Here is a 25,327-nt window from a genome sequence, read left to right as displayed (position 1 = left end):
CATGCAAGCAACCTACATTGGCATCCTGACCAAAGGCACAACCTCACGCATGAGGGCGGATGTCCTCAAGGCGCTGACTCCCAGTTGGGAATGGAATTGGGTCGATACGCATAAGCCGTACTTACAAGCTCCGCGCTGGGCCAAGACCTTGTCATTCCGGCTTAAAATGGGGCCGGTGATCAGCCAAACCAACGCACTCGTTCAACGTGAACTGAAGCCCCAGCAGGATTTTATCTGGGTAGACAAAGCCGCCAACCTTTCCGTGCCGACAACCAAGATCATGCGAGAGTGTGGCGCCAAGCTGATCCACTACACACCTGACACCGCGTATCATACCAACCGCTCCAAATCATTCGATCAGTCTCTACAGTATTACGACTGGGCCATCAGCACAAAAACGTTCGAAGCCGAGGACTATGCAAAATGGCTCCCCGCGGAGCGCCTCATCTTCACCACTCAAGCCTACGACCCGCATTTCCACTATCCACGCGTTTCCCTTGAAGAAAAACGACTCGAGGCGGCGTTTATCGGCCTGTGCGAACCTGACCGCGAACAATGCGCCGAAGCATTGCTCAACGCCGGCGTTCCGCTGCGGTTGGCTGGTGTGAACTGGGGAAATTTCTGCGAACGCCACGCCGGGAACCCGAATCTGCATTTCGTCGGCGTCGAAATTTATGGCGATGACTACGCCAAACTTATTTCCCAAGCCTCAGTCGGCTTAGGCCTCGTCTCCAAGCGCTTTCCAGAACTGCACACCACGCGCACCTTTGAAATCCCAGCCTGTGGCACAATCCTGGCAACAGAATCGAACTCGGAAACCCGCTCCTTCTTCACCGACGATGAAGCCCTGTTCTATAACGATTACACAGATCTCGCTGCGAAAGTAGCCCAGTTGCTCCAAAGGCCTGAGCAATTAAAAGCCATGACCCGAGCTGGTGAAGCACGTGTTAAACTGGACAAACGAGACTATCATTCAATTCTCACCTCGTTACTTGAGCAAACTGGAGCACTGCCCGATCGAGCATGAAAATTGGCTACGTCCATATTTTGCCGATAGAATATTACCCTCCGGCAGTAAATACGATTCGCCACCTCGCCAGCCGTGAGGACGTAGAACTAACTGTGTGGAGCAGCGCAAACGATAAAGAGCGACCGGAATTCACTTGCAGCAGGGTTGAAATTCAGCGACCACGTTACGTCATTCCCTCCAACAACGCAGCCAAACGCCTGCTGGACAGCATTACTTGGAATTGGGCCTGCGCTCGGGGATTGAAGCGCGCCAAAGTCGATGCAGTCATCTACATCGAGCCACACTCAGCACTGGCCATCTGGATGTATTACCATCTACTGGGAGGGCAAGCGCGCCTTTTCATTCACCATCATGAATATTATGCGCCCGGGGACTACGATCGCCCAGGCATGCGACTCGTCAAATGGGCGCATGCTGCCGAGCGGAAAGCTTTGTTTAACCGAGCTGAATGGATATCACAAACCAACGACAATCGCCTACAGTTTTTTCAAAAAGACAATCCAGCGATCGACGGCGAAAAGCTACATTCATGGCCAAACTTCCCCCCCATCAGTTGGCGCATTAAACGCTCAAACCACCCCCAAAACAAGCGCTTAAAACTCCTATACCTTGGTTCAGCATCTTTCCATGATACCTACATCAGGGAGGTGGCTGAATGGGCAGCGCATTTTCCTGAACAATTGAGCCTAACCATCAGTGGCTTCAATGTAGACCAAGCTGTTTGGGATTGGCTGGATAAAAGAAATTTTTCCAATGTCATCACAAACCCACAGGGGTGGGACTACGAGGCTCTGCCCGAGCAGTTAAGCAAATATGATATTGGACTGATACTCTATAAAGGCAATACCACCAATTTCATCTATAACGCACCCAACAAGCTATTCGAATATTGGGCCGCAGGATTGGAAGTATGGTTTCCCAAAGAAATGATACAGATAAGTGAGATGAAGGCAAATCGCCCCGACTTGCCGCTTGTAGAACTGGATTACACTCGCTTAGGACCAGAAATAACACATTTTAAGCTAAAGGCACAGAAGGTTAATTTCCCAACAGACTACAGTTGCGAGCAAGCGACATCTCCCCTAATTAGTAAGCTTTTTAATGGGTAACCGAACACCATACATTTCAGCCTTCATCACGTTAGGCATCCTTGGCTCCTTCCAAGTATTTTCGAACGACATACTGTCTATTGCGGTATTCGCCTTGGCGTTCATTTCATTCTACAAGGGTTTAGACACGCACATTCCCATCATTGAAATTACCGCCTGCATTGCCAGCCTACAGTGGCTAATCGGTCCGATCATCGCGTATGCCTATGGCTCAACCGATATTCGCTACGAAATGTACATTGAAGCAGATCAATACTATGTATTTGCTTTGCCTGGGACCTGCTTCTACCTCGCGGCGCTCTACCTATTCCCAGCTGAAGTCCAACAAAAGGAATTCCTCAAAGGCCTTGGCCAACCCATACTCTTTTATCGCGGTGTAGCATTATTCATTTTAGGTATCTTAGCAGACATAGCGCTGCGATTCGGACCTGGAAGCTTGGCATTTGCCTTTGTCTTGCTTAGCCAGCTGAGATACGTAGCGGCAATCTACTTTCTTTTTAGCGGTCACCGATGGCGCTACCCCTTCGCGGTATTAGCCATGACCAGCCTCGTGGTGCGAAGCGCGGAATCAGCTATGTTCCATGACTTAATCATCTGGGTCAGCCTGGTAGCCTGCTATTGGTTTCACACCGTAAAGTGGACGCCCCCCAAAAAGGCGGTGTTTTTCTCACTCGGCTTCATTTGCGTTTTCGTCATTCAAATCATCAAAGCCGACTACCGTGAAAAAGTTTGGGGCCGGCAGGAAGTATCCTTGCTCGCAACAGTTTATGAAAAAATCGTGCTCCAGCAGGGTTTTTTCAATAAACACGCATTGATGGCGGCAGGGCAACGTATCAACCAAGGCTGGATCGTCTCGGCAATCATGGTGAACGTACCGTTAGCAGAACCCTATGCTGGGGGGGAAACGATTAAAGACGCCGTCATCAGCTCCATCTTTCCCCGCGCAGTAATGAAAAATAAAAAACAAGCAGGCGGGCAGGAAAATTTTGAGCGCTTTACCGGACTAAACCTAGAAAATGGCACCTCAATGGGTACCAGTATTTTGGGCGAAGCTTATGCGAATTTCGGGAGATTCAAAGGAGTCGTTTTCATGTTTATCTGGGGGCTATGCTATGCTGGCATATACAAGCTAGCCATACGCTTCACCTATAAAGATGCCTACTTCCTTTTCTGGATACCACTGATATTCTACCAGGCAATTAAAGCTGAAACCGAACTAGTCGTGGTCTTAAATCAGCTAGTGAAAGGATCTATACTAGCATTAGGTGGCTTCATTTGCATACATAAATTCATCATTCCAAGCGATGAAGAAGCAGATGACGAAGAGCTCACGAACCAAGAAGAAGAAAACCCACAACTGCCTGAATCCAATTAACCAAAATTCTATTCTCGCCAAAATCCAATTTTTTTCTAAGTTGTAGTAAAAATAGAAGCTTGTCACATCTAACACTGGTTAAAATGGGTGTTATGGTATGGCAAGTGCTACCACTACATACTCATGAAACGCGCAAATGCATTGGATAACTGCAATAGGTCTGCGAATTTTCTTCGCGAACCCGTAGTTGCCACGCCATTTGTCAATCCCGCGCAACAAAATAGGTCGTATGGCAAATCGAATGCTACCGATTTGCCTAGCATCAGCATGACCCATAATCGCGCCCATGGCTACACTACTGAAAAATACTGCTCCGGTTTTTGCCAAGCACACGACAACATCCCCCAAACTGATTCAGCATCGTGCAGGCGATGCGCGACGACATCAGACGCCCAGGGATACCTCGTGGCTGCATAAATCCGTGAATAGACTGGCTCAAGCCAGTGTCTATCATTTCGTCAAAGATCTCGACGCGAGCTCTGGCGGGTTATCTCGATCCGTACCACAAATTTGTCGAGAATTGGCTTCCCAGGGGGTAGATATTTCGATCATCACTCGAAATAGCCCATCGCCTTTGATTATTGACGAGCCAAAGTGCTACATCATGGGCACAAATGCTTGCAATGCAGATATTTATCTCAACGAACACATATCTGCAAGCCACAACACGATCATCCACACGAACGGGCTCTGGCTACCTTTTCTAAACGCAGGTCCTCGATTTGCCCAAAAATTCGGCCTCCCATACCTCATTTCACCTAGAGGGATGACTGCGCCATGGGCCATGCGACATAAGCGCCTAAAAAAGGCCGTAGCATGGCAACTGTATCAGCGTAGAATGCTACAGAATGCCTCATGTATTCATGCTACAGCTGGCAATGAAATGCAACAGGTGCGCAATCTCGGTATTACAGCGCCTATCGCAGTGATACCAAATGGAGTAGAAATTCCATCTGAAGCAGAGCTACAGACATTACAGAAAGAATCTAAAAAGAAAGCGCATCCCGAAATTCGCACGCTGCTTTTCCTCGGAAGAATCCAGAAGGTTAAAGGTATCGACAACCTTATAAAAGCCTGGGCTAAAGTAAGACAACCAGGTTGGCGTATTCAAATTGTTGGACCAGAAGAAGATAACCACAAGGCCGAGCTCCAAAAACTAGCTGACAGACTAGGCATACGCCAAGATATTACATTTTGCGAACCCCAAAGCAACGAGAGGAAATGGAAGACCTACCTTGAAGCTGATTTGTTCGTGCTCCCCACCCACACCGAAAACTTTGGCCTAACAATCGCCGAAGCGCTGGGCTGTGGAACACCTGTCATTACAACCAAGGGAGCCCCATGGAAAGACATCGAAACGCACCGATGTGGCTGGTGGACAGACATAGGGGCTGATCCCTTGGCCGTTGCCCTTCAAGAAGCCATGAGCCTAACAGACCAAGAACGTAGTCAACTAGGTGAACGTGGCCGCAAGCTAATCGTCGAAAAGTATAGCTGGGTCCGATTCGCCCAACAATTAAATGATGTCTATTCTTGGCTCAGAAATGAACAGCCAGAACCATCCTGCATTCAACGAGTTGCCTAAAACGCTTAGAATTTGAGCACAGGCTGCTCAGCAACATGCCCTGTCAAAACTGCCGAAGACCGCAGAGAGCTCAGAATTAGTGTTTTGCAGAGTTAGACGAAGTACACACATTTTTATAATCTCGAGCATGCTCGCTCTAGCTTTGGTCGGGATTATAGGCAGTGCATTATTCCTAAACAGTCATCCGCCACTAGCAATTCGCCTCAATGAACGCCCATCGCAAGATGACGTTCAACCATTGATATACTGGCAAGAACCAACAAAGAGTGGCGACGGCCAGTTGACGACGGTTCGCCTTGACCTCGAATCAAACCTCTACCAACTCAACCTTCTAGTCAATCCCCCCAATAATACCGCGCCCGAACAAGCAAACTCAAGACTAGAGCTGCCAACAACGATGGCTATGGTCGGCAGATTCGTGGTCGGCATAAATGCAACATCCTACACGTTGCCCAACAAATCCCCCGAAGCTACAGAGACTTGGAAAACTTTTATACGTGGAGCAAACGTTACACTGCGAGGATTCGCACTTCCACGAGACGCACCAGCGATAGGCGAAGGCCCGGCCGCCCCCTCTTATCCAATCCTATGGCAAAAGCCGAATGGCGAAATTGGGCTAACCGCAGAGAATTACCCCGATAATGCAGTCTGGGCATTTAGCGCTTACCATTGGCTGGTAAAAGACGGTGTGCCTTACAAAGCAATCACCCCCTACAAGGAACGCACTTTTCGCTCGTCAGCTGGAATTTCGGCTGACGGCCGATGGCTCTTCTTATGCGTGTGCGGCCCCCCACCCCTAGCCAAGTCAGGAAAACAAGGCGCATCACTTCCCGAAATGGCAAACCACTTCATCAGCCTTGGAGTTGATCGAGCGATTAATTTCGACGGGGGAAGTAGCACCAGCATGGTTATTCTAACCGGTGAAAACTATCTGTTGATTCCTCGCCCCAAAAAAGTCATCCCGCGACCAATCCCCTTCATGTTTGGCATCACCATAAACCAGGATGAATAACACTCTTCGAACCGTCGCAGCTCTTATGATGCTAGCACATGGATCAGCAACAGCCCAATGGAGCAACGCGGACACACTAAACCTACTCAAACAAGAGGCTCTCTTACAGCGTGCCGTTCGACCGCCGCCAGCTGGCCCCATGCTAATCTGGACTGGCGTGGGATTTGATCCATTGCCACCCAGCGATATCAAAGCGATACGATCCCTCGGCTTCAACCAACACCTACCACTTACGAAACATTATGGTGAAACAGCACAAGCACTCTATGATGCCAACGCTCCAATTCAAATCATGGAGGGCCTTAAGCAATTCCCCATTCAAGCTCCAAACGGATCGACCCGCCCATTTCCCCAATCCCCCGAAGAATCCCTAAACCTCAGACAGTGGCGACAAGTCTCAAGGCTAATCGATGAGTCCCTGGGGCTCTACGAAGATAAGGCAATCTCTGTTGACGCCCTATGGCTGGATTACGAGGGATTTCCCTTTTCCGCCCCCTACCCCAAGGCAACATCAAGCACAGTCAGCCCTGCCAACGTCTCCCCAGAACAATGGCCAGCCTTCCACCGTCAGCTTGCCCTAAATGTCGCCAGCACTTACATCTGTGCTCCAGCGAGAGAGCGCTTCCCTGCGATTAGCACTCTAAATTGGCTGTCGATACTTTCCTTCCCAGAAAACCCGGTAAAAAATGTCATAGGCGAACCGACTGCGACCAGTGGCCCCACCCTCTTCACCCATTCCAACCCATACGCATATGGTAATACCTTAGCCTTTGAAAAATCTGGGCTAGGAACCAACTCCAACCAGCAAGCCGTAGATCAATTTTACCTCAACTTGCTACTACGTCATGTATCAATTGATGCCCAAAACCGCATCAGTGCCGCCCCCTACCTCGGAGCCATACCCTGGGTAGCCAGAATCGTACGCGATGGATCAACACCAGAACTACCAACCATGAGTAGGTCCACCTACCGTGAAGCCTTGCGTCACCTTTGGCTTAGAGATATTGATGGGATGCTCGTCTTCAATTCGCCGCATCTAAGCCGCGAAGAACATCAAGCAGAAATTCTCGACGTTGCCCAAGTCTGGCGAGAATTCGAACCTCACTACTCGCTCATCCGGAAGGGAAAAACCTGCAACCTGGCCATGTCCAACGCACAATGCCACTACCTATGGTCTGGCAAAGCAACTTCAAGCGCTGCACTCGTGCACTTCACCGTCATTGGGCCGGATGCCCCGCCCTCCGCACAAGTCACTTTGTGGAACAAAACATACAATTTCCCTCTCCCACAAAATGGGGGAAAAACATTTTACATTTGGCGCGGTTTTGGCTCCGTAGAATTAGATATCATCACCGAGTTAAGCACCACACCATAAATAAAATAGTAAAAATTAACCTTGCGACTGGCACCCGCCATCTATTTATAAAAACAAACTGCAACTAACTGCCATACAATAGCTATGCATACTCGAAACACTCTGCTAACGGCAACAGCATGCCTTGCTGTCGCGACTAATGCCTACGCACTATTCCCCGTCCTTGGCGGTGAAGTTGGTGTGGCGCTGAATACATCTTGGGGCTATGACTCCAACATCAATGCCAACAGCGGCGAACAGGGAGATGACGTCCTGACCGTTACGCCCTCATTGGATTGGACCAGAAGCCAAGGCATAAACCATCTAACTATAAGCACGGGCTTCAGCATTGTGCGCTATGGCAGTACTGGCAATGTCAACGACTCCATAAACCCGAACTTTACTGCAACACTCTCGGGTCCTAACGGCGTCAGCAGCAACCTTACTTATAATCTAGGCTTCTCATTCTTTAGATCTACGGATGCGAATGACTTGGTTGGTCAAATCACAGACATTTACAACTACGATTTCACAACGAATTTCACTTACCAAGTAAATGAGAAATGGGGAGTTGGCCTCGCTCCATCCATTCAATATCAAGACTACCGCACCGCTGGATTCGCTGACATCCTATCGACAGCTATAGCAACTAGCCTACAGTATAGCTATTCTGAAAAGCTAACTTTAGATGGCGGCTATCGCTTCCGATATCAGTATGTGCCTAGCAGCTCAAGTGGCCCGACAAGCGAATCAATCGACCATACGCTATTCATTGGAGCATTTGGAGTTCTGGCCCCGAAAGTCACCGGCAACGTTCAAACCGGTATTTCCTATCGCGACTGGCTAAAACCCAGCACTCAAGATAATTTTGTCTATCCATACGTAAATGCTGGCGTTTCTTGGGCTTACTCCCAAAAGACAACCTTCACAGCAAATGCTGGTGTTGACCTTGGGCAGTCTCCTGCCAACCAAGGTCTCGAAACCGCATACGCCGGGATAGGAGTTAGCCACATGTTCACGGACCAGTTTAGTGGAGGCCTGAATTTCGACTATATCCACTCATTCTTCACCGGGCCGACCAATCGCTCTGACAATGCTTATGTGATCGGCGGGAACTTTGAATACATAATTAACAGCTGGGCATCCGCAGGCCTAACCGCATCATACCAGTGGAATGATTCTGACGTGTCTACATTCCAGTATAATCGCTGGAACGTGTTCGGTAATGTTAATATCCACTTCTAATTCCACTCTCCACACACACTGCAGCCAAATCAAGGAGCACCCAATGAAAATTCTAAATCAAGTATTTCTCTGGCTTTTCTTGGCCAGTATCGCAACAGCCGGAACCGTTCAGGACCCAACGGTTCAAGTCTATTTGGTGAAAGGTGATGTAACGCTCATCAATCTAGAATCCGGCGAAAAGCAACCACTTCAGCGTGGGGACCTCATTAGCGAAGGCTATGCAATCGAAACCCAAGTCGACTCATCCGCACTTCTCCTCTTCTCAAACGGCAGTTCTATTAATATTATCCCTGAGAGCTTTGTAAAGATTGCAGAGTTTACCCAGGAACCATTCGAAATGGCCGCAAAAAGCTACGCTCTACTCGGTGAAGATCCGTCCACTTCGAATACCACCCTCGAGCTTCATTACGGCAAGGTTGTTGGTAGTGTTCGCAAGCTACAGCCCACTTCAAGCTATACCATCAATTCACCGACCGGAAGCGCGGGAATTCGTGGCACTACGTTTGTTTTCGCTACCATTACCAAAAGCGATGCATCGCTAGCATCGGCAGGCGAACTCCAATCGGCAATCACATCCCTCTCTGTGGGAGAAGGCGTTGTAGATTTAACCGTTAATGGCAATACTTACACGGTAAATGCGGGTGAAAGCAAAACAATCACGGTTACCTTCAATGACGGCACCACTGGCGAGCTATTAATCTCGGCAATCGATGCTGGAGAAACAGGACCAATGACAACCGATGACGCCGCCTTGCTTGAACAAATTAATCAAGACCTTACTGACGCTCAAAACAACGAGTTTCTCATCTCACCTGGTGGCGATGAAGGAGACTTAGTGCTTACGCCACTGGAAACTGGCAATTTGATCAATATGGATGGCGGCACCGTTAATGTAGTAAGTCCATTCTAAAATCAGCGATCACCTTTCTAATGCTGGAGTGCGAAATGTGCTCCAGCATTTTTTTTTCTTTCAACAATGAGCCACAGCCACGATACCAGTACGACGCCAGCTACTTATATTGCAATTGCACAAGCCTCACTCCTAATCATCATTTCAAGTTGGGCGCTTGGAGGCAGACATCCTGAGAGCACTTCAATCATAACCATTGTAGCTTGGCTCAGCGCCATTCCACTGGCGATGCACTGGATGAATCGAGGATGGTTTGGTTTCGGAAAGTGGCTACTGTGCTTAAGCCCTTGGATATTCTTATCAATACAGATTCTTGCTAGCATCTACAACCCCCTGCGGATCCCAGAAAGCAGCCTTGATGCTAGCTACATCACTTGGTACAAAAACAACCCCATTCCCTTTCTTCCCATATGCTATGAACCGATTCGCACTCAAGAATATGCATTTATTCAAATCGGCTGCCTCCTCACCGCAGTAAGCGTGTTCACAGTTATACGCAAAAGAGAAGAAATCCACAAACTACTCTGCATAATAGCAGCCAACGGAGTCATTTTAGCCGCCCTGGGATCATGGTTTAAACTATCTAACAGCCCAAAAGTTCTTGGTATATTTGACCCGGTAAACCCCAATTTCTTCGCTTCATTCCGCTACTACAATCACTGGGTGGCATTCGGACTACTCAGCCTGGCGGCGGCAGCCGCAGTAGTTGAGCGCGAAATTCAGCATCAAAATGAATTTGGTAAATATGATCGAACAAGACAGCGTTGGGACATCGTTTGGATCGCCGCGACTGCAATATTATGGATTTCCATCCCACTTTCTGGCTCTAGATCCGGCCTTCTCTTTGCTATGATATTCATGTGCATTGCCTCAATTCGTCTTGCGATTGCCTACCGAAAGCACACTTCAATCTTTAAGGGAATGGAACGTAGATCACGAAAAACCATAGGCACAATGCTACTTCTCGGGATAATAATATTTGGTGCCATCGGGTTTTATCTCGCCTCAGAGAACATCATGAAAGGCATGGATAAATCCAGAAACCAAATTGAATCCAACGAAATAGACCAGAGATTTTACGCATCCCCAAGAGACTGCTATAAAATGGTAAAAGACCGCCCAATATGGGGCTGGGGCCTAGGCTCATACACCTACATATTCAGCACCTATGCTGGTCCCGAATATCGACATGAACTTGGCAAACTAATCCGACGCAATGAATACGCACATAACGATTGGATGCAATACTGGGTCGAATTAGGCTCAATTGGATTCATTATGCTCATCTCGGTACCACTCGCAATCGTAGTAAAAACCTTTAGACGCCCACGAAAATATTTAGAATGCTTCTGGCTCGCTTTGGGTATAGGCTTATTTTTAACGTTCGCCGCATTCGATTTTCCTCTTGGCCCATTCGCAGGAATCGCCATCTTATGCACAATCTTCGCCGCTGGAGCTCGACTAAGCCTTGGCCCTGGCAGAATACCAAAATTCGAAGACTACTACTAAAATGCCCAAACAGTCCTTCTCCAAGCCTCCTCCAGTGTGGCTCGGCATTGCAATATTATGCAGCATGCTTCTCAGCGCACTCTATATCGGCTACATTAAATGGGTTCGCTACGAAACGCAAATGGCGTACGAATTAGTCGAAGCAGGCCAAGCAAATCAAGCGCTTCGCCACTTAAAACGTCTTCAAATACTCCAGCCAACATCAAATGAAAATAAGCTACTATATGCAAAAGCCAAAGCACTGGAGGCCCCAGAAGAGGCACTGCCTATTCTAGAATCCCTAAGTCAAGACACCGAATCCGACACCTTCAAAGAAGCCGCACTAGCGTATTTGGAACTTTCGATTCAACTGAAGAAATACGAAAGCGCTACATCATTTATCAGCAAAATGGCACCTAAAATGAGTGGAGACACTCATTTCATGCTACTTAAGGCGCAGAACCTTCTCTTGCTTGGGGATTCCGAAGCCGCAATTAAAGAATTAACCTATTTAATCAACATCGAACCGAACAACGCTTATGCACAGTTCCTTCGGGCGACAATTTTGCTACAGCAACCAAGAATAACAAACTGGATTGAAGCAAAATCCGCATTGAAAGAAGCAAGCCAGTCCAATTCCTCAATCGGCCTTGATGCGCTAAAACTCCTCTCTACCCGGCCAGAAATAAAGTTGTTCCCACAGGAACGACAATGGCTCATTAGTCGGCTGAGCCAACACCCCAGAAGAAAAATCACCTCAAAACTGCTCGCAGCAACTCACCGCATCATTCTGGATGATTCAGCTAGAGAATCTGTCATTGAACAAATCATCTCCGAAGAATCCACAGCCCATCCCCTTGAAGTCTGCAATTGGCTCATTGACATTAATGAACCGCAAAGAGCTGAAGACCTACTTGAAGCGCCGGAACTAGCGCCATCACAGGAGCGCTGGCAACTACAATACCGAGCAGCGGTTCAACGTAATGACTTACAAAAAATCAATAAACTGCTAAACCTAGACTATTCAGCAGCCTCTACTCCACAGAAAGCTACTTTAATTCTGTATCTTCGCCTCCAAGAAGGCAAAATGGTGTCAAAAGAGGAATGGGATCAGACATTGGATCTAGCCCAAGAAGAAGGCGAAATAGACTCGCTTACCGTGTTGGCACGAACTGCTGGCACGCAAAACTGGTGGGATCGATCTGACACTGCCTATCGCGCTGCAATTGAACTCGCCCCCAATCAATTAGTTGCCGCCAATCTACAAAAAGAGCACTTAACTGTTGTTCTTTTTATGAAAAATACATCGGAGGCCTTGGAAATTTCCACTATTCTTCGACAAATCTACCCATCTAACCCAATTTACCAAAACAACTACTATTACTTTAGCAACCTACTTGGCCACCAAGAGCCAAACCAGATCATAATCCTCAGTGAAATACAGAAACAGTCCAAGCTAAGGGAACTCAATAGCACCATCGCGTTTCTCCTCTACCTTAATGGCCAATACACTGAAGCTAAAGAGCGTTTAAGCAACATCCCGGAAACACTGAAGCGGCAGCCGAGCGTCATCCTACTTAATGGACTGATAGAGAAAGAATTAGGAAACGATGAACTTAGCAACGAACTGCTATCAGCAATAAATCCGAACCAACTATTACCTGAGGAAAACAAGCTACTTAAAGCCGCAAAAGAATCCAACAACTTTTAAATTTATTGTCTAAAATTGGCTTTACAGCTCAAGACAATCATTTAAGATTTTACCTAATATGTGCTACTCAAAACTTAAACTGCTGAACATCGCTACGTTTGTTGCCGCAACCGCAACCTGTGCGAATGCCGTGTCGATTGTTGAATTCACTTTCAACAACACTGACATTGATGAATCTGCGGGCTTTGCCCCTTCCTCAATAAACGACAATGTTGCTTCCATCCCGAATAACGGAGATGCCTTCTTTGCAGGAACTGGTGGCCTGACAATCCAAACTCAGGGCACTGATATTGGCATGATCCAGAATGCAGTCGCTGGTTACAGTGGTACTACTGTAACTCCTGGAGGAGTACTGCCAACCCCTACATCTGCTGCCCTTGCTGAAAACATCACAGGCATAGCGCAATTCAGCCTACTATCTACCCCGACTCCCGATGGTGGGGCCGTTGCTGGGTATTATGTTCAGCCAACGAGTTTCAACATAACTGGCACTGGCACAAACCTTTCAGGCATTGTATTAGTTGATACCAATGGCCAAAGCTCTTTCGTCTCCACTTCTACGATCAACGGCGCTTTTGACTTAACTTTTGACCTAAGCACGTTTGATCCAATTGGCTACGTGTATGGTCAAACTGAGCGCTATTCTCTTTTCTTAGTAGGTTCCAACAGTGGAGCTTCAATCACCGCGACATTTGCTCTTGGTGATACAGCAACCTTCAGTGGCGATCTGATTTCGATTCCAGAACCCAGCACTTACCTAGCAGGAATCACCATTGTTGGATTAGGCGCATTCCTCTTCTATCGCCGCCGCAAACAAACCGTGATCAAAGAGGAAGAAGCAAATTAAAATCACTAAGGCAAAATTTACATGGCCTGCGGTAACAAATGCCGCAGGCTTTTTATTTTACTGATGCACTTGCCTACTGCCAGAATAGCAGCATGTATTAAACGATATAGATATTCATTCGATGAAATCTCGCCGTAAAAGCAAGAGCCCATCATGGCTAAAGCAAAAACTGGATGAGTTCTATTATTTTAGAGCGCATGGGATTCGCAATCAGCAGAACCGTTTGAAAAAATGGTGGAGGCTAAGAAAAAGCAGCCTCAGAAAATGGCAGCAAAGCCGCCCGATTGAACAAAAGATTCGCGAGCAGGAGCGCAAGCGAAATGCAAAAAAGCTCAATCGCAAGATTTCAGAAGCTCCTAAAAAATTCAGGCAAAGGCTTCAAGATACTCGGCATAGGATTAAGAGCCTCCCCCAAAAGTCTGCGAAGGCCATACGCTATTGGATCAAAAGGGTTCGCAAAATGACCTTCAGGGAATTCATTTTCGAAATCTGGGATATCTACCTAAATATATTGGCTTATCTAGTGGCCATTCCACGTAACTGGTTTAAGGTTTGGAAAAAGCAAAATCTCTTCCTACGCATTGTTTATGCCCTCGTATTTAGCTTAACAGCCATAACAGTACTCGCCAGCCCGGCACTGTTTCAATTTGCCAAACAATGGCGCGCGAAAACACTTCGTGCCGAAGCTAGCTCGCTAGTCGAACGCGAACAGATCAACCTGGCATACGAAAAGGCTCGCAGCGCAGCCCTCCTTGAGCCGAACAAACAAGAAGGCTTAGAACAAACCCTGGATCTGGCGGATCAGTTGCATCACCCTCACACCATCTGGTGGGCAGAAAAATTAGCACAAAGTAAAGGATATGACTCGGAGTCACTCGCGAGCATCGTATCACACTCCATCGACTATGGCCAACTCGGGTTAGGCTCTAAATATCTATCCATGATGCGAACTCGCTACCCCGAAAGCCAAACCTCAGCCGATATGGAGTTGGAGCTACTCATGCGCCAGGATCGACGAGAGGACGCGATCTCCATGTCATTAAAGATGCTAGAAAGAGACTCAGAGAGCCCCTTGGCGCATCGCATATTCGTAGAGCACGGAATTTACGCCCGTGACTCAGATCTCCATGCAGTTGCAATCAGCATCTTACAGCAGCAAATCCAGCAAACGAATACGGTAGGGCTAGAGCTCGCCCGCTTAGCAATGCGTCTTCCCCCCGCAATTAGAAAAGATCTTCCCTACGACACCCTTCAGTTGCGGGACATCATTATGCAAAACCCCGAAGCCAGCCAGGAAGACCGTGTGGCCGCGACAGGTCTGGCAGCATTCATGGGGGCTCTCACTCAAAAAGAAGCATTTGAGGCCATCGTTGCTGAATACGAGGATGAGGATATGCCAACCATACTTGAAACCCTGAGCCGCTACGACATTTATTATGGTCGAGATAAACTCATTAGTGAAGAACAGGTATTTATCGATTCCAACTACGCCTTGGCATACTTGGAATGGCTAGTTTTATCCGAAAACGCAGACCTAGATAAGGCAGCTGAGCTTTTGAGCCGCGAACAGGAAGGCGCACTGCCCATTAACTCGATCAAGCGCCGTTTCTGGCAAGCATTGATTGCCCATGAGCGTAATGACGATAAGGAGTTCTCGGTTCGATTGCTGCAAGCGCTTGATAACTCTACAGCCAGTGATTGGGACTATATGCACTACCTCTTAGTCAAGCACACCGAGCCCAAGCATCAGCATGCGTTCTATCGTGAACTATTTGGACGCCCAGAAAGCCCCCTACTCGCTGCCGAGCGTTACCTGATCCTTACCTACCAACTTGGCTTGGAAGAAGAGATGCAAATTCTACTACGGCAGATAAATCTTGAGCGCTTCAACGCTCGCCCAGAGGCTTTAAATTTCCTCCTCTACCTGAATGCACTCCATAACCGTGACTTAAACGCAACTCGCGAACGACTGGAGAAATTAATTGGGCAATATCCTAAAAACGTCTCCTTGTACCGCACCTTGGCTTTCGTCTACGCCAAGTCGAATGAGCAGGCCATCGCTCAAGCTATCAATGCCGAACTCCCCTTGCCTACTGAAAACTACGATGCCCGCCAGAAATTAATGCATGTTTACATAACCAGAGATAGCAGCAAATTACCCAATCCAGACGACCTTCCTCTTAAACTAGAAAGAGCGCTGCTATACAAACTTAAGTCAGAAACGGCATCTCTCTAGGCCATGCAAGCACCATACATTCCTGGCCCAGAAAAGGGTGATGAGTGCTTGAAGCAGCAACTGATCTAGCACAGCTTGTTGGACTGTTGCATGAGCTCTGAACCGATGAAATATACTTCATTCAAAATCTGGCTGCTGCCACTGGCCCTACAGTTTGCGTTCTACTACCAAATCCACGAATTCTGGGACCCCGATTCGCATTACTTTTTCGGCTGGGGCATTCCTGTATTGAGCCTGTTTCTGCTGTGGACGCGCAGCGAAGATGAACCCACTCCGGTGCGAACTTCCAAGATTTGGCTGCTGCCTGCCTTGGTATTCTTCTGCACATTCTGCGCACTGCGAGTGCTCTGGGAAACCATGAGTTCCTGGCACATGCTCAGCTGGACAGAAGGCCTTACCCTCGCCGCCTTCACCCTCTGCTGGGGCGCTTCCTGGGGGGGGCTAAAATGGACAAAGCACTATGCCTTTCCCGTTTTATTTTTCCTTGCATCTATCCCCTGGCCGGGGCGAATTGAACTCGGGGTCAGCGACTGGCTAACGGGCCACATTGCAAACATTGTCACCGTCTCACTACAAATGCTTGGCATTCCCGCGATGCTTCAAGGCATTCAGATATCCATCGGCGAATCTGTCGTCGAAGTCGCAGAAGCATGCAGCGGCATCCGTTCATTACAATTTCTCCTGGTGACCACTCTTTTCCTTGGCGAATACGGTGGCCTTTCGATTCCAAGACGCCTAACCCTGCTCGCAGCCGGCATGCTGGCTTCATTCGTTCAGAACGCGATTCGCGCGCTGACTCTTGGCTGGATTACCGGCATTGAGGGACAAGACGCCTATGACCGCTGGCATGATAACACCGGTGCCGTTACCTTCGTCATTGGCCTCGCCTTAGTCTTTATCGCTTTCCTCATCATTGAGCCCAAAGCACAACCCAAGCCTATTAAAAAATTTGGATCACCTGTCCTATCACGCGCTTGGGTTCCACTTACAGCCTTGGCGCTTATAGTCTATGCTGGCGTCGAAGCATTTCGCATCAGCTGGTATCAAATGCCCGATGTCGCACAAGCCAAAGCATGGCAAATAGACGAAAGTAAATTGCGTCAGCTTTCATGGCATCGTCAGCTCAAAGTGGACGATCTCGTCAAACAGATTTACGAGACTGACCATGTGATGAGCGGGCAGTTTCTTGTTAATGATAGCCTTGTCAGCTATCACTTCGTCTCCTGGGAAGACGGCTACCCAGTGATGCGAGCCAACGCCCACACACCAGAGGTCTGCATGGGCTCCGTCAGAGGGCTACGCCTAACCAAACAAATGGAAGCGCTTCACATGGACTCACCCTGGGATAACCTGGTTTACGAGGACTACGAATTCCAAGATCCAATCAGCGCCAAGAAAATTGCCGTTTATCGCACGCTAATGCTCCCGGTTAACACTGAAAACTATGATCAGTTCTATGAGCAGGCCAGTGGATCATGGTCACAAAAATGGCAATTGGCTTATCAAAACTTTTGGGAACGCATCGACGAAAACAGTATGCGAACTAAACAACTGCTGCTGATTGGTGTAACCTCCCCCGAAGGCGTGAGTAAAGAAGACACCTTCTACAAATTCCTCAATACCGTCATCGAAGAGCGCCCGTCCAGCTAGACTGCCAGCAACATCATGCGCCGACCTGCAATTTGCATACTACTACTACAATGCACGCTTGCGCTCATTGGCCGCGCCAATTTCGAAATTGAGGAATTACTGGGGCGAGCCTACGGACCCGAATTGGTCTCCTTCACCGTGCCTGTAGACACACCGGAGAAATTTCAGGTGCATGGAGCATTCGGTGCGATTGCCCACCAACAGCAGGGAAACTCCATCTACTTCATCTCCGAACCTTTGGCTCGCTATGAAACTCAGACCTATGCCCTCAAGTCGAGCCAAGATGATACCTCCACCGATCTATCCATCAAAGTAAACGGCGAATCTGCCGTGATCAGCACCGCTCTAATCAGCGCCAAATTTCCAATTGGTAGCGGCGGAAAGACGCCGCCTCCCCCGCTTCTCGGACTGCGTCTCGGCAATGGTGCCTGGTCTTCCAGCAGCAAGTGGGAAAACGCCAAAGCCATCTCTAGCTGGTCCAGCAAAATACAAAGTAGCGGCCCAGTCTTTGCAAAAGTGCGGATAGCCTATCAGTTCGATGATGGATCATTCGTCTCGTTTACCGCCACCTTGATAGCGGGCGATTCGGCCATCTATTGGCGCATGGCCAGTAGTGGAGATTCCCCGAACACCGTTGCGACCTTCCAACTGCCTACGATGCCCAATGTGCAAAATGTCGGACTGCCCAAAGGCTATGGCCAATGGGCGCGTAAAGACCGCCAACTCCCAGTATCAGCATTGCAAAACAATCTCACCAAGCTAAGCCCCAAAACCAGCGTGCTAGCGCTGTTTCCCAACGCCCCTTGGCGCTTGGACTTCGCAAATGAGCGTGATGAGCTAGCCCTTTTTTCACGCATGCCTGGCGATTGGGTTACACCCATCGCTGAGCAGACTTATTACGGGGAAACTCACTGGAGCCTGCCGATGATCGAAAAGATGTGGGCCGGCTGGCGGGCATGCGGCATGCCGGTCAACTACTCAGCCAACGGCGATATCGAGCTGCTTGCACACTGCACACGCGGCGTCCGCGAATGGGTGATTTCGAGCGGCGAACCGAAGATTGGACGACAGCTGGAGCATGTCCTAGCCCTCACACTGGAATGGAAGGAAACGGCCCAACACCCTCTGCTCTTTGTCGACCCAGCTGAGATCGCCGAAAAGCGCCTGGCGGTCAAACCGCGGCATCCAGATTGGGCAGTAGCAGCACTCAGCTTACCAACCGATGCGACAAAGGCTAAAGCGAAATCAGTCATCGATAAGCTACGAAAACAACTCGAGCTATTGGGCGAGTTTGACGTCATGCGCAAGGCCATCGCCACAGCGGGTCTCTATGACGCGCTAGTAGACTCATCCTGGCTGGACGAGACTGAGCGCCGTCGCATCCGCGCCCAGATGGCGTATCTAGCCTACATCTTGGCCGACCCGATGTGCTGGTCCAGCGAGCGTGGCTACGGCTCCGGCAATCCCAACATGCACTGCTCCTATATCCTCACGCTCGGCGTCGCCGCCTGCGTATTGCGCGACCACCCCATGTCCGAGCAATGGGCTAATTACGCTGCAAACTGGCTCGACCAGTGGCTCAGCACCGAAGTCGGTCCAAGCGGTGAATGGATTCCCGAAGGTTCGCACTATGGAAACGTCAGCTTAGAGGTAATCGTCAGCTTCGCCATCGCATCCCAGCGCGCCGGTTACCGGGACTTTACAAACGACCCACGCCTCAAGCAGCTTATTACGTTCTTTGCCCAGCAATACACTCCCCAAGATCCAGCTAGGGACAACCTGCGCGTAACCGCCAACTATGGACGCGGAGTTTCCAGCGAAAAGCTGGCTACCATGGGCATTGCCGCCCGTATGTTCGCACAAAGTGACCCAGCGCTATCCGCCAACCTCCAATGGGTATGGGCTGAGACCGGCTACAGTACCGACCTGGGCGACTACCGTCTCGGCGGCTTTCGTTACTACTATTTAGACAAAGAGCTTCCCTCACAGGCCCCAGAGTGGTGCTCCAAGCAGTTCCCTCAGCTTGGCGCCATCTTCCGCGCCGGGTTTAACACACCTCAGGAAAGCTTTGTCAATTTCCTCGCCGGTGTGGGCTCAGAACACAACCTGGATGTCTGGACGCCCAGCGTAACGGACATCGCGCAGTGGTATGCCCGTGGCAAGCCGCTGAGCACCTGCTTCACCATTCTCACCGGCACCCGCGAGCGGCATGAGCTGCTCAGTGAAGGCGTGCAGTTAGCCCGCAACTACTCTGGTAGCAACAAATCTCTACCCTTTGGCTACTACAGCACCACTGATTTCAGTGAATTTGCCAACCTCCCCAGCTTCGACTACGCTCGCACTCAACGCACCAACACCAAGCCCGACAACCGCAACTGGCTTCCGCCCGATCTGCCGACTTACCCAAAGCTCAAGCCTGCCAAGAGCGACCGTTTAACCATAGACCGGCAAGTCGCGTTCATCCATGAGCCAGACAATGCAGCGGGACCAGCCTACCTCGCCATCCGAGATACCGCCACCGGCGGCGAACCCACCACTTGGCAATTCTGGACCCTCACTGAGGGCCTCACCACTCCCGACGCACCCGAAGCGGACACTGGTGGAGAAAAAATCCTCCCCGCGCGCAAACTCCCCGATGGCGACCACTACGCCGCACAGGGCCAATTCGGCGTTAACTTGGACTACTTCATCGCCAGCCCCAGCAAAACGCCTCGCTACACGCTACGCTATGGCGGCAATGATCAGATTCACCGCAACCAAACCCAGTACCAAGACTTGCTCCACCTCCAGCGTCCGAACGATGGTGCCTACTTCTTGGCACTCTTCCCCTCGCTACCCGGCGAGCCTACCCCTAGCTTTGCCAAGAATCGTGATGAGACCATTATTCGCGTCAATTTCGACTCATGTGAGGACTACATATTCCTGATCGATCATGCTGATCGCTCCAAATTCGGTGAAGCTGAATTTCATGGAACCAGCGGCTGTATTCAGGTGCGCGCCACTGAAACTACTCTGTCACTCGGTGCCGCTGGCCAAGTCGCTTGGAAGAACCTACAGCTCGATGCTGAGATGCCCGCGAGCATTCGGGTGACCACCAATCGGCTCTACATCGACACCTCAAGCGGCGGCAAACTAACCATCACTGCGCCCGGAAATTGGAGTCGAGTCAAAGGCCTGCATGGCCCCACAAACTTCCGCAAAACGCTCCATCTGACCCTTCCTACTGGCGAGCACAGTTTGATTTTCAAGAAGTGATTAGATAATCCGTAAACGTCCGGCGGTCGGCCCTATTGACGCGGAGTGCTGCTGGGCAGGTATGACCCTATTTGGCAATGACGTGACTTCACATGGATCCATGACGTGACGTCATTTACCCATGATTGATGCCGTGAGGTCACGTGGTTGGTAACGACCATTTGGATGGAGCCAGTGGGCTGATGTCGTCCTGGTTGGTCATATTGGGTAGGCGGGTCAGGACATCCCGGAGGTAATCGAAGGGATTTACGCCATGGCGCTGACAGGAGACCGCGATGGAGTAGATGATGGCGGAGCGTTGCCCGGCGTCGGGATGGCCAATGAACAGGAAGTTCTTTTTGCCCAGGGCCGAGGGGCGTATGGCATTTTCCTGAAGGTTGTTGTCGATTTCGGCGACGCCGTGTTCGAGGTAGGCGATTAGCTTGGTCCACTGCCCGAGCGCATAGGCGCATGCCTTGCCCAGGGCAGATTGAGGTAACGAACGATTCTGGCAGATGCGGATCGTCACCTTGAGCCACTTGAGGATGCGGGTTTGCTCGTCCTCACGGCGGGCTTGGCGGTCATCGGGATCGAGTCCTTCTTTGAGGTAGTCGGCTTCGCAGGCGTAGAGCTTGCCGATGAGCTTAAGGACCTGCTCGGCTTCACGACGATGGGATTTAAGGGCCTCGTAAAACTTGCGGCGAGCATGAGCCATGCAGCCGAGCAGCGTCACCTTGTTTTGCTCAGTCGTATTACTTTGCGATGCAAAGTTTTCATAGGCCCCATAGGCGTCGGATTGCAGCAGACCCTGATAACCGTCGAGCAGGCTGGTCAGCTCGCCATAGCGCGCGATAGACGCCAATCGAACACGACATCGCCTCCCGGGCGACTGATCGCCCAGAGCCAGCCTTGTTCGGTTTTGCCTTTCTTCTGATCGGGATCGCAGTAGCGCACCGGCGTTTCGTCGGCCTGCACGTAACCGCCCCTGAGCAAGTCAGCGCGCATGTAATGGTAGATCGGCTTAAGCCATTCGACGACGGTTTCGACCCAGTCGGCCATCGTTTTGCGCGAGATCGTCGCGCCCCACATCGCCGAAGCTTTTTCCTGACGGTAAAGTGGCATGTGCTGGACGTATTTGCCGAGGGTGACCCACGCCAGCAGCCCCGCCGAAGCGTAAATGCATCGCAACTTCGCGTTCGACGATGGCTGAGCTTTTGCCGCGTAAAAGCTCCATGCCTAAGGTGGTCTTGATATCGCGAAAACAAAGCTCGATTTGCCATCGGTGCAGGTAAAGCCTCGCAATAGCTACGGCTGGCTCGTCGCGCATCGTGGTCACCACGGTGAGTTCCTTGGTGCGGAAGCCCGGGCGGGCAAGGTTCACGCGCACGAAGCGCAGGGTGAGCTCCTCGGGCATAGCCAACCATTCCTCACGGGTGCAGTAGTTGCTTTGTTGAGCCGGGCGTTTAATCGTAGTGATGGTGGCTGGCTCCCCCTTAAACTGGCCCATTGCTAGCGAGAAGATTTTCGGTCATAGACACCGTAAAATCATATGAAAAAAGGACGTCGCAGTACTGAACAGATTATCCGCATCCTTCGCGCCAGTGAAGGGATGAAAGTCGAAGAGGCCTGCCGAGAGCATGGCATGAGCACTCAGACTTATCATCGCTGGAAAGAAAAATAAGGCAACATGGGCGTAAAGGAGGCCCAGCGTTTGAAGGATTTGGAAAAGGAATCGGATCAGCTCAAGAAGATCGTGGCTGATCAGCTTTTGCAGATTAAGGCCCTGGAGATTGCCTTGGAAAAAAACGTCTGAGCCCGGACCGTCAGCGTAGCGTTGCCGCCAAGGTGATTGCTGCGCTGAAGTGCTCCGGGAGACAAGTCTGTCGCTAGTTGGGTATCCATCGCTCGACCTATCGCTACCGCGCCAAACCCCCGCCGCCGAAGCAACAACCCTTGGAAGCTGAGATTGTGAAGATGTCGCAAAAGTATCCGTTTTTCGGCTATCGCAAGATCACGCAGAAGCTGCGCAACGAAGGCTGGGATGTCGGCAAGAAGCTAGTGCAGCGGGTGCGCCGCGAAGAGCATCTGCAAGTGCCTCCGCCCAAGCCTCGGACCCGCCGCCAAGGCTTATCCACAGGGCTGCCGACCGAAGCGGTCCGTCGCAACCATGTGTGGAGCTGGGACTTTATGAGCGACTACACCCAGCGTGGCGGCAAGCTGCGCGTGTTCAATCTCATCGACGAATACACGCGTGAATGCCACTGCATCCATTCCGACCGGGCCATCAAATCCGAGGATGTGCTGACCTTGCTCAAGGACGCCATCGCCGAACACGGGGTGCCTGAGTATATCTGCTCGGACAACGGGCCGGAGTTCATCGCCAAGTGCATTCAGGGGTGGCTCAAGGACAATAAAATCAAGACCATCTACATCGATCCCGGGTGCCCCTGGCAGAACGGCTTCGTCGAAAGCTTCAACGATAAGTTCCGCCGCGAATGCCTCAACCGCGAGCTCATCTACACCCTGAGCGAATCACGCGTCATCTTCGATGATTACCGCCACCTGCATAATCACGAAAGACCACACCGATCTCTGGGCTTGCTCACGCCAGCACCATTTGCCAAACAACAATCCGCAGGTTCCGGCTCCGTTCGGCCTACGGCCTCTCTAGGCCAGAACCTCAGCAAATCAACCAACCCACTAAAAACCCACTAAACAACAAACCGACTGGAATCTTCTCATAACAAGTGGGCCCAAAAGGGCGAGCCAGCCAATGGCTTCGCGCTGGTTGGCCCGGAGGGGACATTTGCGACGTTGGTGCAGGCGGATGACTGACTCTGCGCCGCGCATCTTCAACAAGGCATGGCAGCGATAGGACTCGTAGGCGCGATCGCCCACCTGCACATCTCCAGCCTCAGCTTGCGGCATGACGGCGGTCTCAAACAGACTGGCTTCGCCCACGTTCCAAGGGCTCTTTTCCCAAGATAGCAACGCGCCGCTGCCCAGATCAAAGACGCCCAAAAGCTGCATAACCGGATGGCCGCAGCCCGGCTGCTGGCTGCCTGGTTGAGGATAGGCGGCTTGGTTCAGAGACGTATCAGCCAGCTGGCAACTCGTAGCGTCGGCCAAGAGCACGCGCCGACCTCGCCAGTCCCAGCGTGAGCTGAGTTGCAACTGCTGCGCCACGCGCCCGCCCTGCTGCTCGATCCACGATAACGGCAAACGCGCCCGCGCTTGGCAGTAAGCTGAGTTTGCCGAGCTGATCGGACGCTGCCCATCGGACTCACGATAGGCCTGCACCTCACGCGTGGCATCACGACAAGAACCACCAAGCAGCACTTGATTGAGAAAAGTCCAAAACGTGGTGCTGCGATCAAATACACGACGATAACCATCACCCGGCGGAAGCGTGATCTCCTCGCCGAAAAGGCTTTGCAGTTGACCGCCACCGCTACCACGCAGATAGTTAAGTTCTTTCTGGAGCCGATGGTTCGGCATCAATTTGGCTCGCCCACACAGCAAGTGAAGTCCTGGAAGGTATTTTGTTTTGCTCACACAAGCAATCTACTAATAGGACGTTGTGAGAGCGAGCTCCATGTCCGTAAAATCAACGATTGGGGATCAAATCGTTTCTCATTTCAGCCTTCTGGGGGGGGTAAGAGCAAGGTCGCGCTTGAGGCGCTGCGTGAGCAGGAGCCTTTGCATGATATCGCAAAGCGCTATCAGATCCACTCGACTCAGGTGACTGAGTGGAAGAAGGAGCCAGCCAGCGCCTGCGAAAGAGCAGTAGATATTATTGAGCGGCATGTGCCACTTGTCTTACCATCGAGTTCTTCAAATAGCGATGAAGTTCAGCGCCTAGCGCATCTAAATGCTATTAACCTTGGTGCTGGAGCACCTGCTACTTGTAGTGCAGCACATGGTATTTTTTTTACCACCATGGCAACACTCCGCACGGCATTAAAGCATTTTACATCTAGGTTGGCCGACTTTAGAGGCGTCTTTTGCAAAAAAAGGTGTTAGGCAGTTTCTTCAAAATCAATTGACTAGATACATCTTGATCCATGCGAGGTTCACAAATGCGGCAAATGAAGACACCGTTTTGTCATAGCGTGTAGCGAGTCTTCGGTTGTGCTTGAGCTTACCGATGGTGTTTTCGACCAGATGTCTAGCGGCATAAAGCAGCTTGTCATGCGGAATCGTTTCCTTCCGATTGCTCTTTGAGGGTATGACGGCTTCGTTGGCTTGTTGCATGACACCTTCACGCACGGTGTTGCTGTCGTAACCCTTATCTGCAATGACGGCTTGGACGGCCTGTTCGCATTGCTTAAGCAGGGCGGGCGCTTGGGTGCAATCGGCGCTTTCGCCGCCGGTGATGATGAAGTGCATCGGGTAGCCCAGGGCGTCTACCATGAGGTGTATTTTACCGCTGAAGCCGCCTCGGGAGCGTCCAAAGGCCTGCGCACCCTGTCCTGCGCGCGCCCCGGCCGAGTGTTGATGGGCGCGCACGACAGTCGAGTCAATCATGAGCCACTCGCAGT

23 protein-coding genes are annotated in these 25,327 nt (G+C 50.5%); 18 read left to right on the top strand and 5 right to left on the bottom strand.

All coding sequences use genetic code 11. The annotated features are described in order from the left end of the window. Window position 1: 1 nt before the first annotated feature. The 14 genes from RBB62_RS18120 (at window position 2) to RBB62_RS18055 (ending at window position 20,807) form a co-directional block, all read left to right on the top strand. Window positions 2-1,027: a CgeB family protein gene (locus RBB62_RS18120; protein ID WP_309400639.1), complete on the top strand. Its 1,026-nt coding sequence runs from the start codon at window positions 2-4 to the stop codon at window positions 1,025-1,027. After that, window positions 1,024-2,139 carry a glycosyltransferase family protein gene (locus tag RBB62_RS18115; RefSeq protein WP_309400636.1) on the top strand — a complete coding sequence of 372 codons (1,116 nt, stop codon included), beginning with the start codon at window positions 1,024-1,026 and terminating at the stop codon, window positions 2,137-2,139. The genes RBB62_RS18120 and RBB62_RS18115 overlap by 4 nt, the downstream gene beginning before the upstream one ends. Continuing rightward, window positions 2,132-3,514, top strand: a complete 1,383-nt coding sequence (locus RBB62_RS18110; RefSeq protein ID WP_309400634.1) for a hypothetical protein — start codon at window positions 2,132-2,134, stop codon at window positions 3,512-3,514. The genes RBB62_RS18115 and RBB62_RS18110 overlap by 8 nt, the downstream gene beginning before the upstream one ends. 286 nt (window positions 3,515-3,800) lie before the next feature. Further along, window positions 3,801-5,099 carry a glycosyltransferase gene (locus RBB62_RS18105; protein WP_309400632.1) on the top strand — a complete coding sequence of 433 codons (1,299 nt, stop codon included), beginning with the start codon at window positions 3,801-3,803 and terminating at the stop codon, window positions 5,097-5,099. A 127-nt stretch (window positions 5,100-5,226) separates the two neighbouring features. After that, window positions 5,227-6,111 (top strand): phosphodiester glycosidase family protein, encoded by an 885-nt coding sequence (locus tag RBB62_RS18100; protein WP_309400631.1) that lies wholly within the window; start codon window positions 5,227-5,229, stop codon window positions 6,109-6,111. After that, window positions 6,104-7,486: a hypothetical protein gene (locus tag RBB62_RS18095; protein ID WP_309400629.1), complete on the top strand. Its 1,383-nt coding sequence runs from the start codon at window positions 6,104-6,106 to the stop codon at window positions 7,484-7,486. Before RBB62_RS18100 ends, RBB62_RS18095 begins: the two co-directional genes overlap by 8 nt. 84 nt (window positions 7,487-7,570) lie before the next feature. After that, the gene (locus RBB62_RS18090; RefSeq protein ID WP_309400627.1) at window positions 7,571-8,710 is read left to right on the top strand and encodes an outer membrane beta-barrel protein; all 1,140 of its coding nucleotides are present in this window, start codon (window positions 7,571-7,573) and stop codon (window positions 8,708-8,710) included. A 43-nt stretch (window positions 8,711-8,753) separates the two neighbouring features. Then, window positions 8,754-9,620: a FecR family protein gene (locus tag RBB62_RS18085; protein ID WP_309400625.1), complete on the top strand. Its 867-nt coding sequence runs from the start codon at window positions 8,754-8,756 to the stop codon at window positions 9,618-9,620. A gap of 66 nt (window positions 9,621-9,686) precedes the next feature. Then, entirely contained in the window at window positions 9,687-11,129 is a 1,443-nt protein-coding gene (locus RBB62_RS18080; RefSeq protein ID WP_309400623.1) for an O-antigen ligase family protein, read from the top strand. A 64-nt stretch (window positions 11,130-11,193) separates the two neighbouring features. Beyond that, window positions 11,194-12,819 carry a tetratricopeptide repeat protein gene (locus RBB62_RS18075; protein ID WP_309400621.1) on the top strand — a complete coding sequence of 542 codons (1,626 nt, stop codon included), beginning with the start codon at window positions 11,194-11,196 and terminating at the stop codon, window positions 12,817-12,819. 58 nt (window positions 12,820-12,877) lie between these two features. After that, complete coding sequence (locus RBB62_RS18070) at window positions 12,878-13,666, top strand: PEP-CTERM sorting domain-containing protein (protein ID WP_309400619.1); 789 nt, start codon at window positions 12,878-12,880, stop codon at window positions 13,664-13,666. Between the two features lie 121 nt (window positions 13,667-13,787). Then, window positions 13,788-15,902, top strand: a complete 2,115-nt coding sequence (locus tag RBB62_RS18065) for a hypothetical protein (protein ID WP_309400617.1) — start codon at window positions 13,788-13,790, stop codon at window positions 15,900-15,902. A gap of 90 nt (window positions 15,903-15,992) precedes the next feature. Beyond that, the gene (locus RBB62_RS18060; protein ID WP_309400616.1) at window positions 15,993-17,552 is read left to right on the top strand and encodes an exosortase/archaeosortase family protein; all 1,560 of its coding nucleotides are present in this window, start codon (window positions 15,993-15,995) and stop codon (window positions 17,550-17,552) included. A gap of 15 nt (window positions 17,553-17,567) precedes the next feature. Next, window positions 17,568-20,807: a hypothetical protein gene (locus RBB62_RS18055; protein WP_309400615.1), complete on the top strand. Its 3,240-nt coding sequence runs from the start codon at window positions 17,568-17,570 to the stop codon at window positions 20,805-20,807. A 139-nt stretch (window positions 20,808-20,946) separates the two neighbouring features. Here the strand turns inward: RBB62_RS18055 and tnpC are convergent, their stop codons facing one another. Genes tnpC through RBB62_RS18040 form a run of 3 tightly spaced genes read right to left on the bottom strand, consistent with a single transcriptional unit; the run spans window position 20,947 to window position 22,293 of the window. Next, the gene (tnpC, locus tag RBB62_RS18050; RefSeq protein WP_309400613.1) at window positions 20,947-21,648 is read right to left on the bottom strand and encodes an IS66 family transposase; all 702 of its coding nucleotides are present in this window, start codon (window positions 21,646-21,648) and stop codon (window positions 20,947-20,949) included. Further along, on the bottom strand, window positions 21,618-21,908 hold the full coding sequence (locus tag RBB62_RS18045) for an IS66 family transposase (protein ID WP_309400610.1): 291 nt from the start codon (window positions 21,906-21,908) through the stop codon (window positions 21,618-21,620). Before RBB62_RS18045 ends, tnpC begins: the two co-directional genes overlap by 31 nt. Continuing rightward, entirely contained in the window at window positions 21,808-22,293 is a 486-nt protein-coding gene (locus RBB62_RS18040; RefSeq protein WP_343219103.1) for a transposase, read from the bottom strand. Before RBB62_RS18040 ends, RBB62_RS18045 begins: the two co-directional genes overlap by 101 nt. A gap of 42 nt (window positions 22,294-22,335) precedes the next feature. On the opposite strand from RBB62_RS18040, the gene RBB62_RS18035 reads away from it, so the two are divergent. From RBB62_RS18035 to RBB62_RS18025, 3 genes are all read left to right on the top strand, one after another. Continuing rightward, on the top strand, window positions 22,336-22,467 hold the full coding sequence (locus tag RBB62_RS18035; RefSeq protein WP_309400609.1) for a transposase: 132 nt from the start codon (window positions 22,336-22,338) through the stop codon (window positions 22,465-22,467). Window positions 22,468-22,473: 6 nt separating this feature from the next. Further along, window positions 22,474-22,599 carry a hypothetical protein gene (locus tag RBB62_RS18030; protein ID WP_309400607.1) on the top strand — a complete coding sequence of 42 codons (126 nt, stop codon included), beginning with the start codon at window positions 22,474-22,476 and terminating at the stop codon, window positions 22,597-22,599. A gap of 77 nt (window positions 22,600-22,676) precedes the next feature. Further along, a complete protein-coding gene (locus RBB62_RS18025; RefSeq protein ID WP_309400606.1) occupies window positions 22,677-23,501 on the top strand; it encodes an IS3 family transposase in 825 nt (274 codons plus the stop codon). Here the strand turns inward: RBB62_RS18025 and RBB62_RS18020 are convergent. Next, the gene (locus tag RBB62_RS18020; RefSeq protein WP_309400604.1) at window positions 23,487-24,284 is read right to left on the bottom strand and encodes a transposase; all 798 of its coding nucleotides are present in this window, start codon (window positions 24,282-24,284) and stop codon (window positions 23,487-23,489) included. The genes RBB62_RS18025 and RBB62_RS18020 overlap by 15 nt on opposite strands. A gap of 24 nt (window positions 24,285-24,308) precedes the next feature. On the opposite strand from RBB62_RS18020, the gene RBB62_RS18015 reads away from it, so the two are divergent. Next, on the top strand, window positions 24,309-24,809 hold the full coding sequence (locus tag RBB62_RS18015) for a hypothetical protein (RefSeq protein WP_309400602.1): 501 nt from the start codon (window positions 24,309-24,311) through the stop codon (window positions 24,807-24,809). 15 nt (window positions 24,810-24,824) lie between these two features. Here the strand turns inward: RBB62_RS18015 and RBB62_RS18010 are convergent. Next, a partial coding sequence (locus RBB62_RS18010; protein ID WP_309400600.1) for an IS5 family transposase occupies window positions 24,825-25,327 on the bottom strand: 503 nt, incomplete at its 5' end.

The sequence above is a fragment of the Cerasicoccus maritimus genome, assembly GCA_031296935.1.
In the GTDB taxonomy this organism is placed as follows: Bacteria; Verrucomicrobiota; Verrucomicrobiia; order Opitutales; family Cerasicoccaceae; genus Cerasicoccus; species Cerasicoccus maritimus.
Note: the sequence above shows the minus strand (reverse complement) of the source record. Positions and strands in the feature narration are given on the sequence as shown.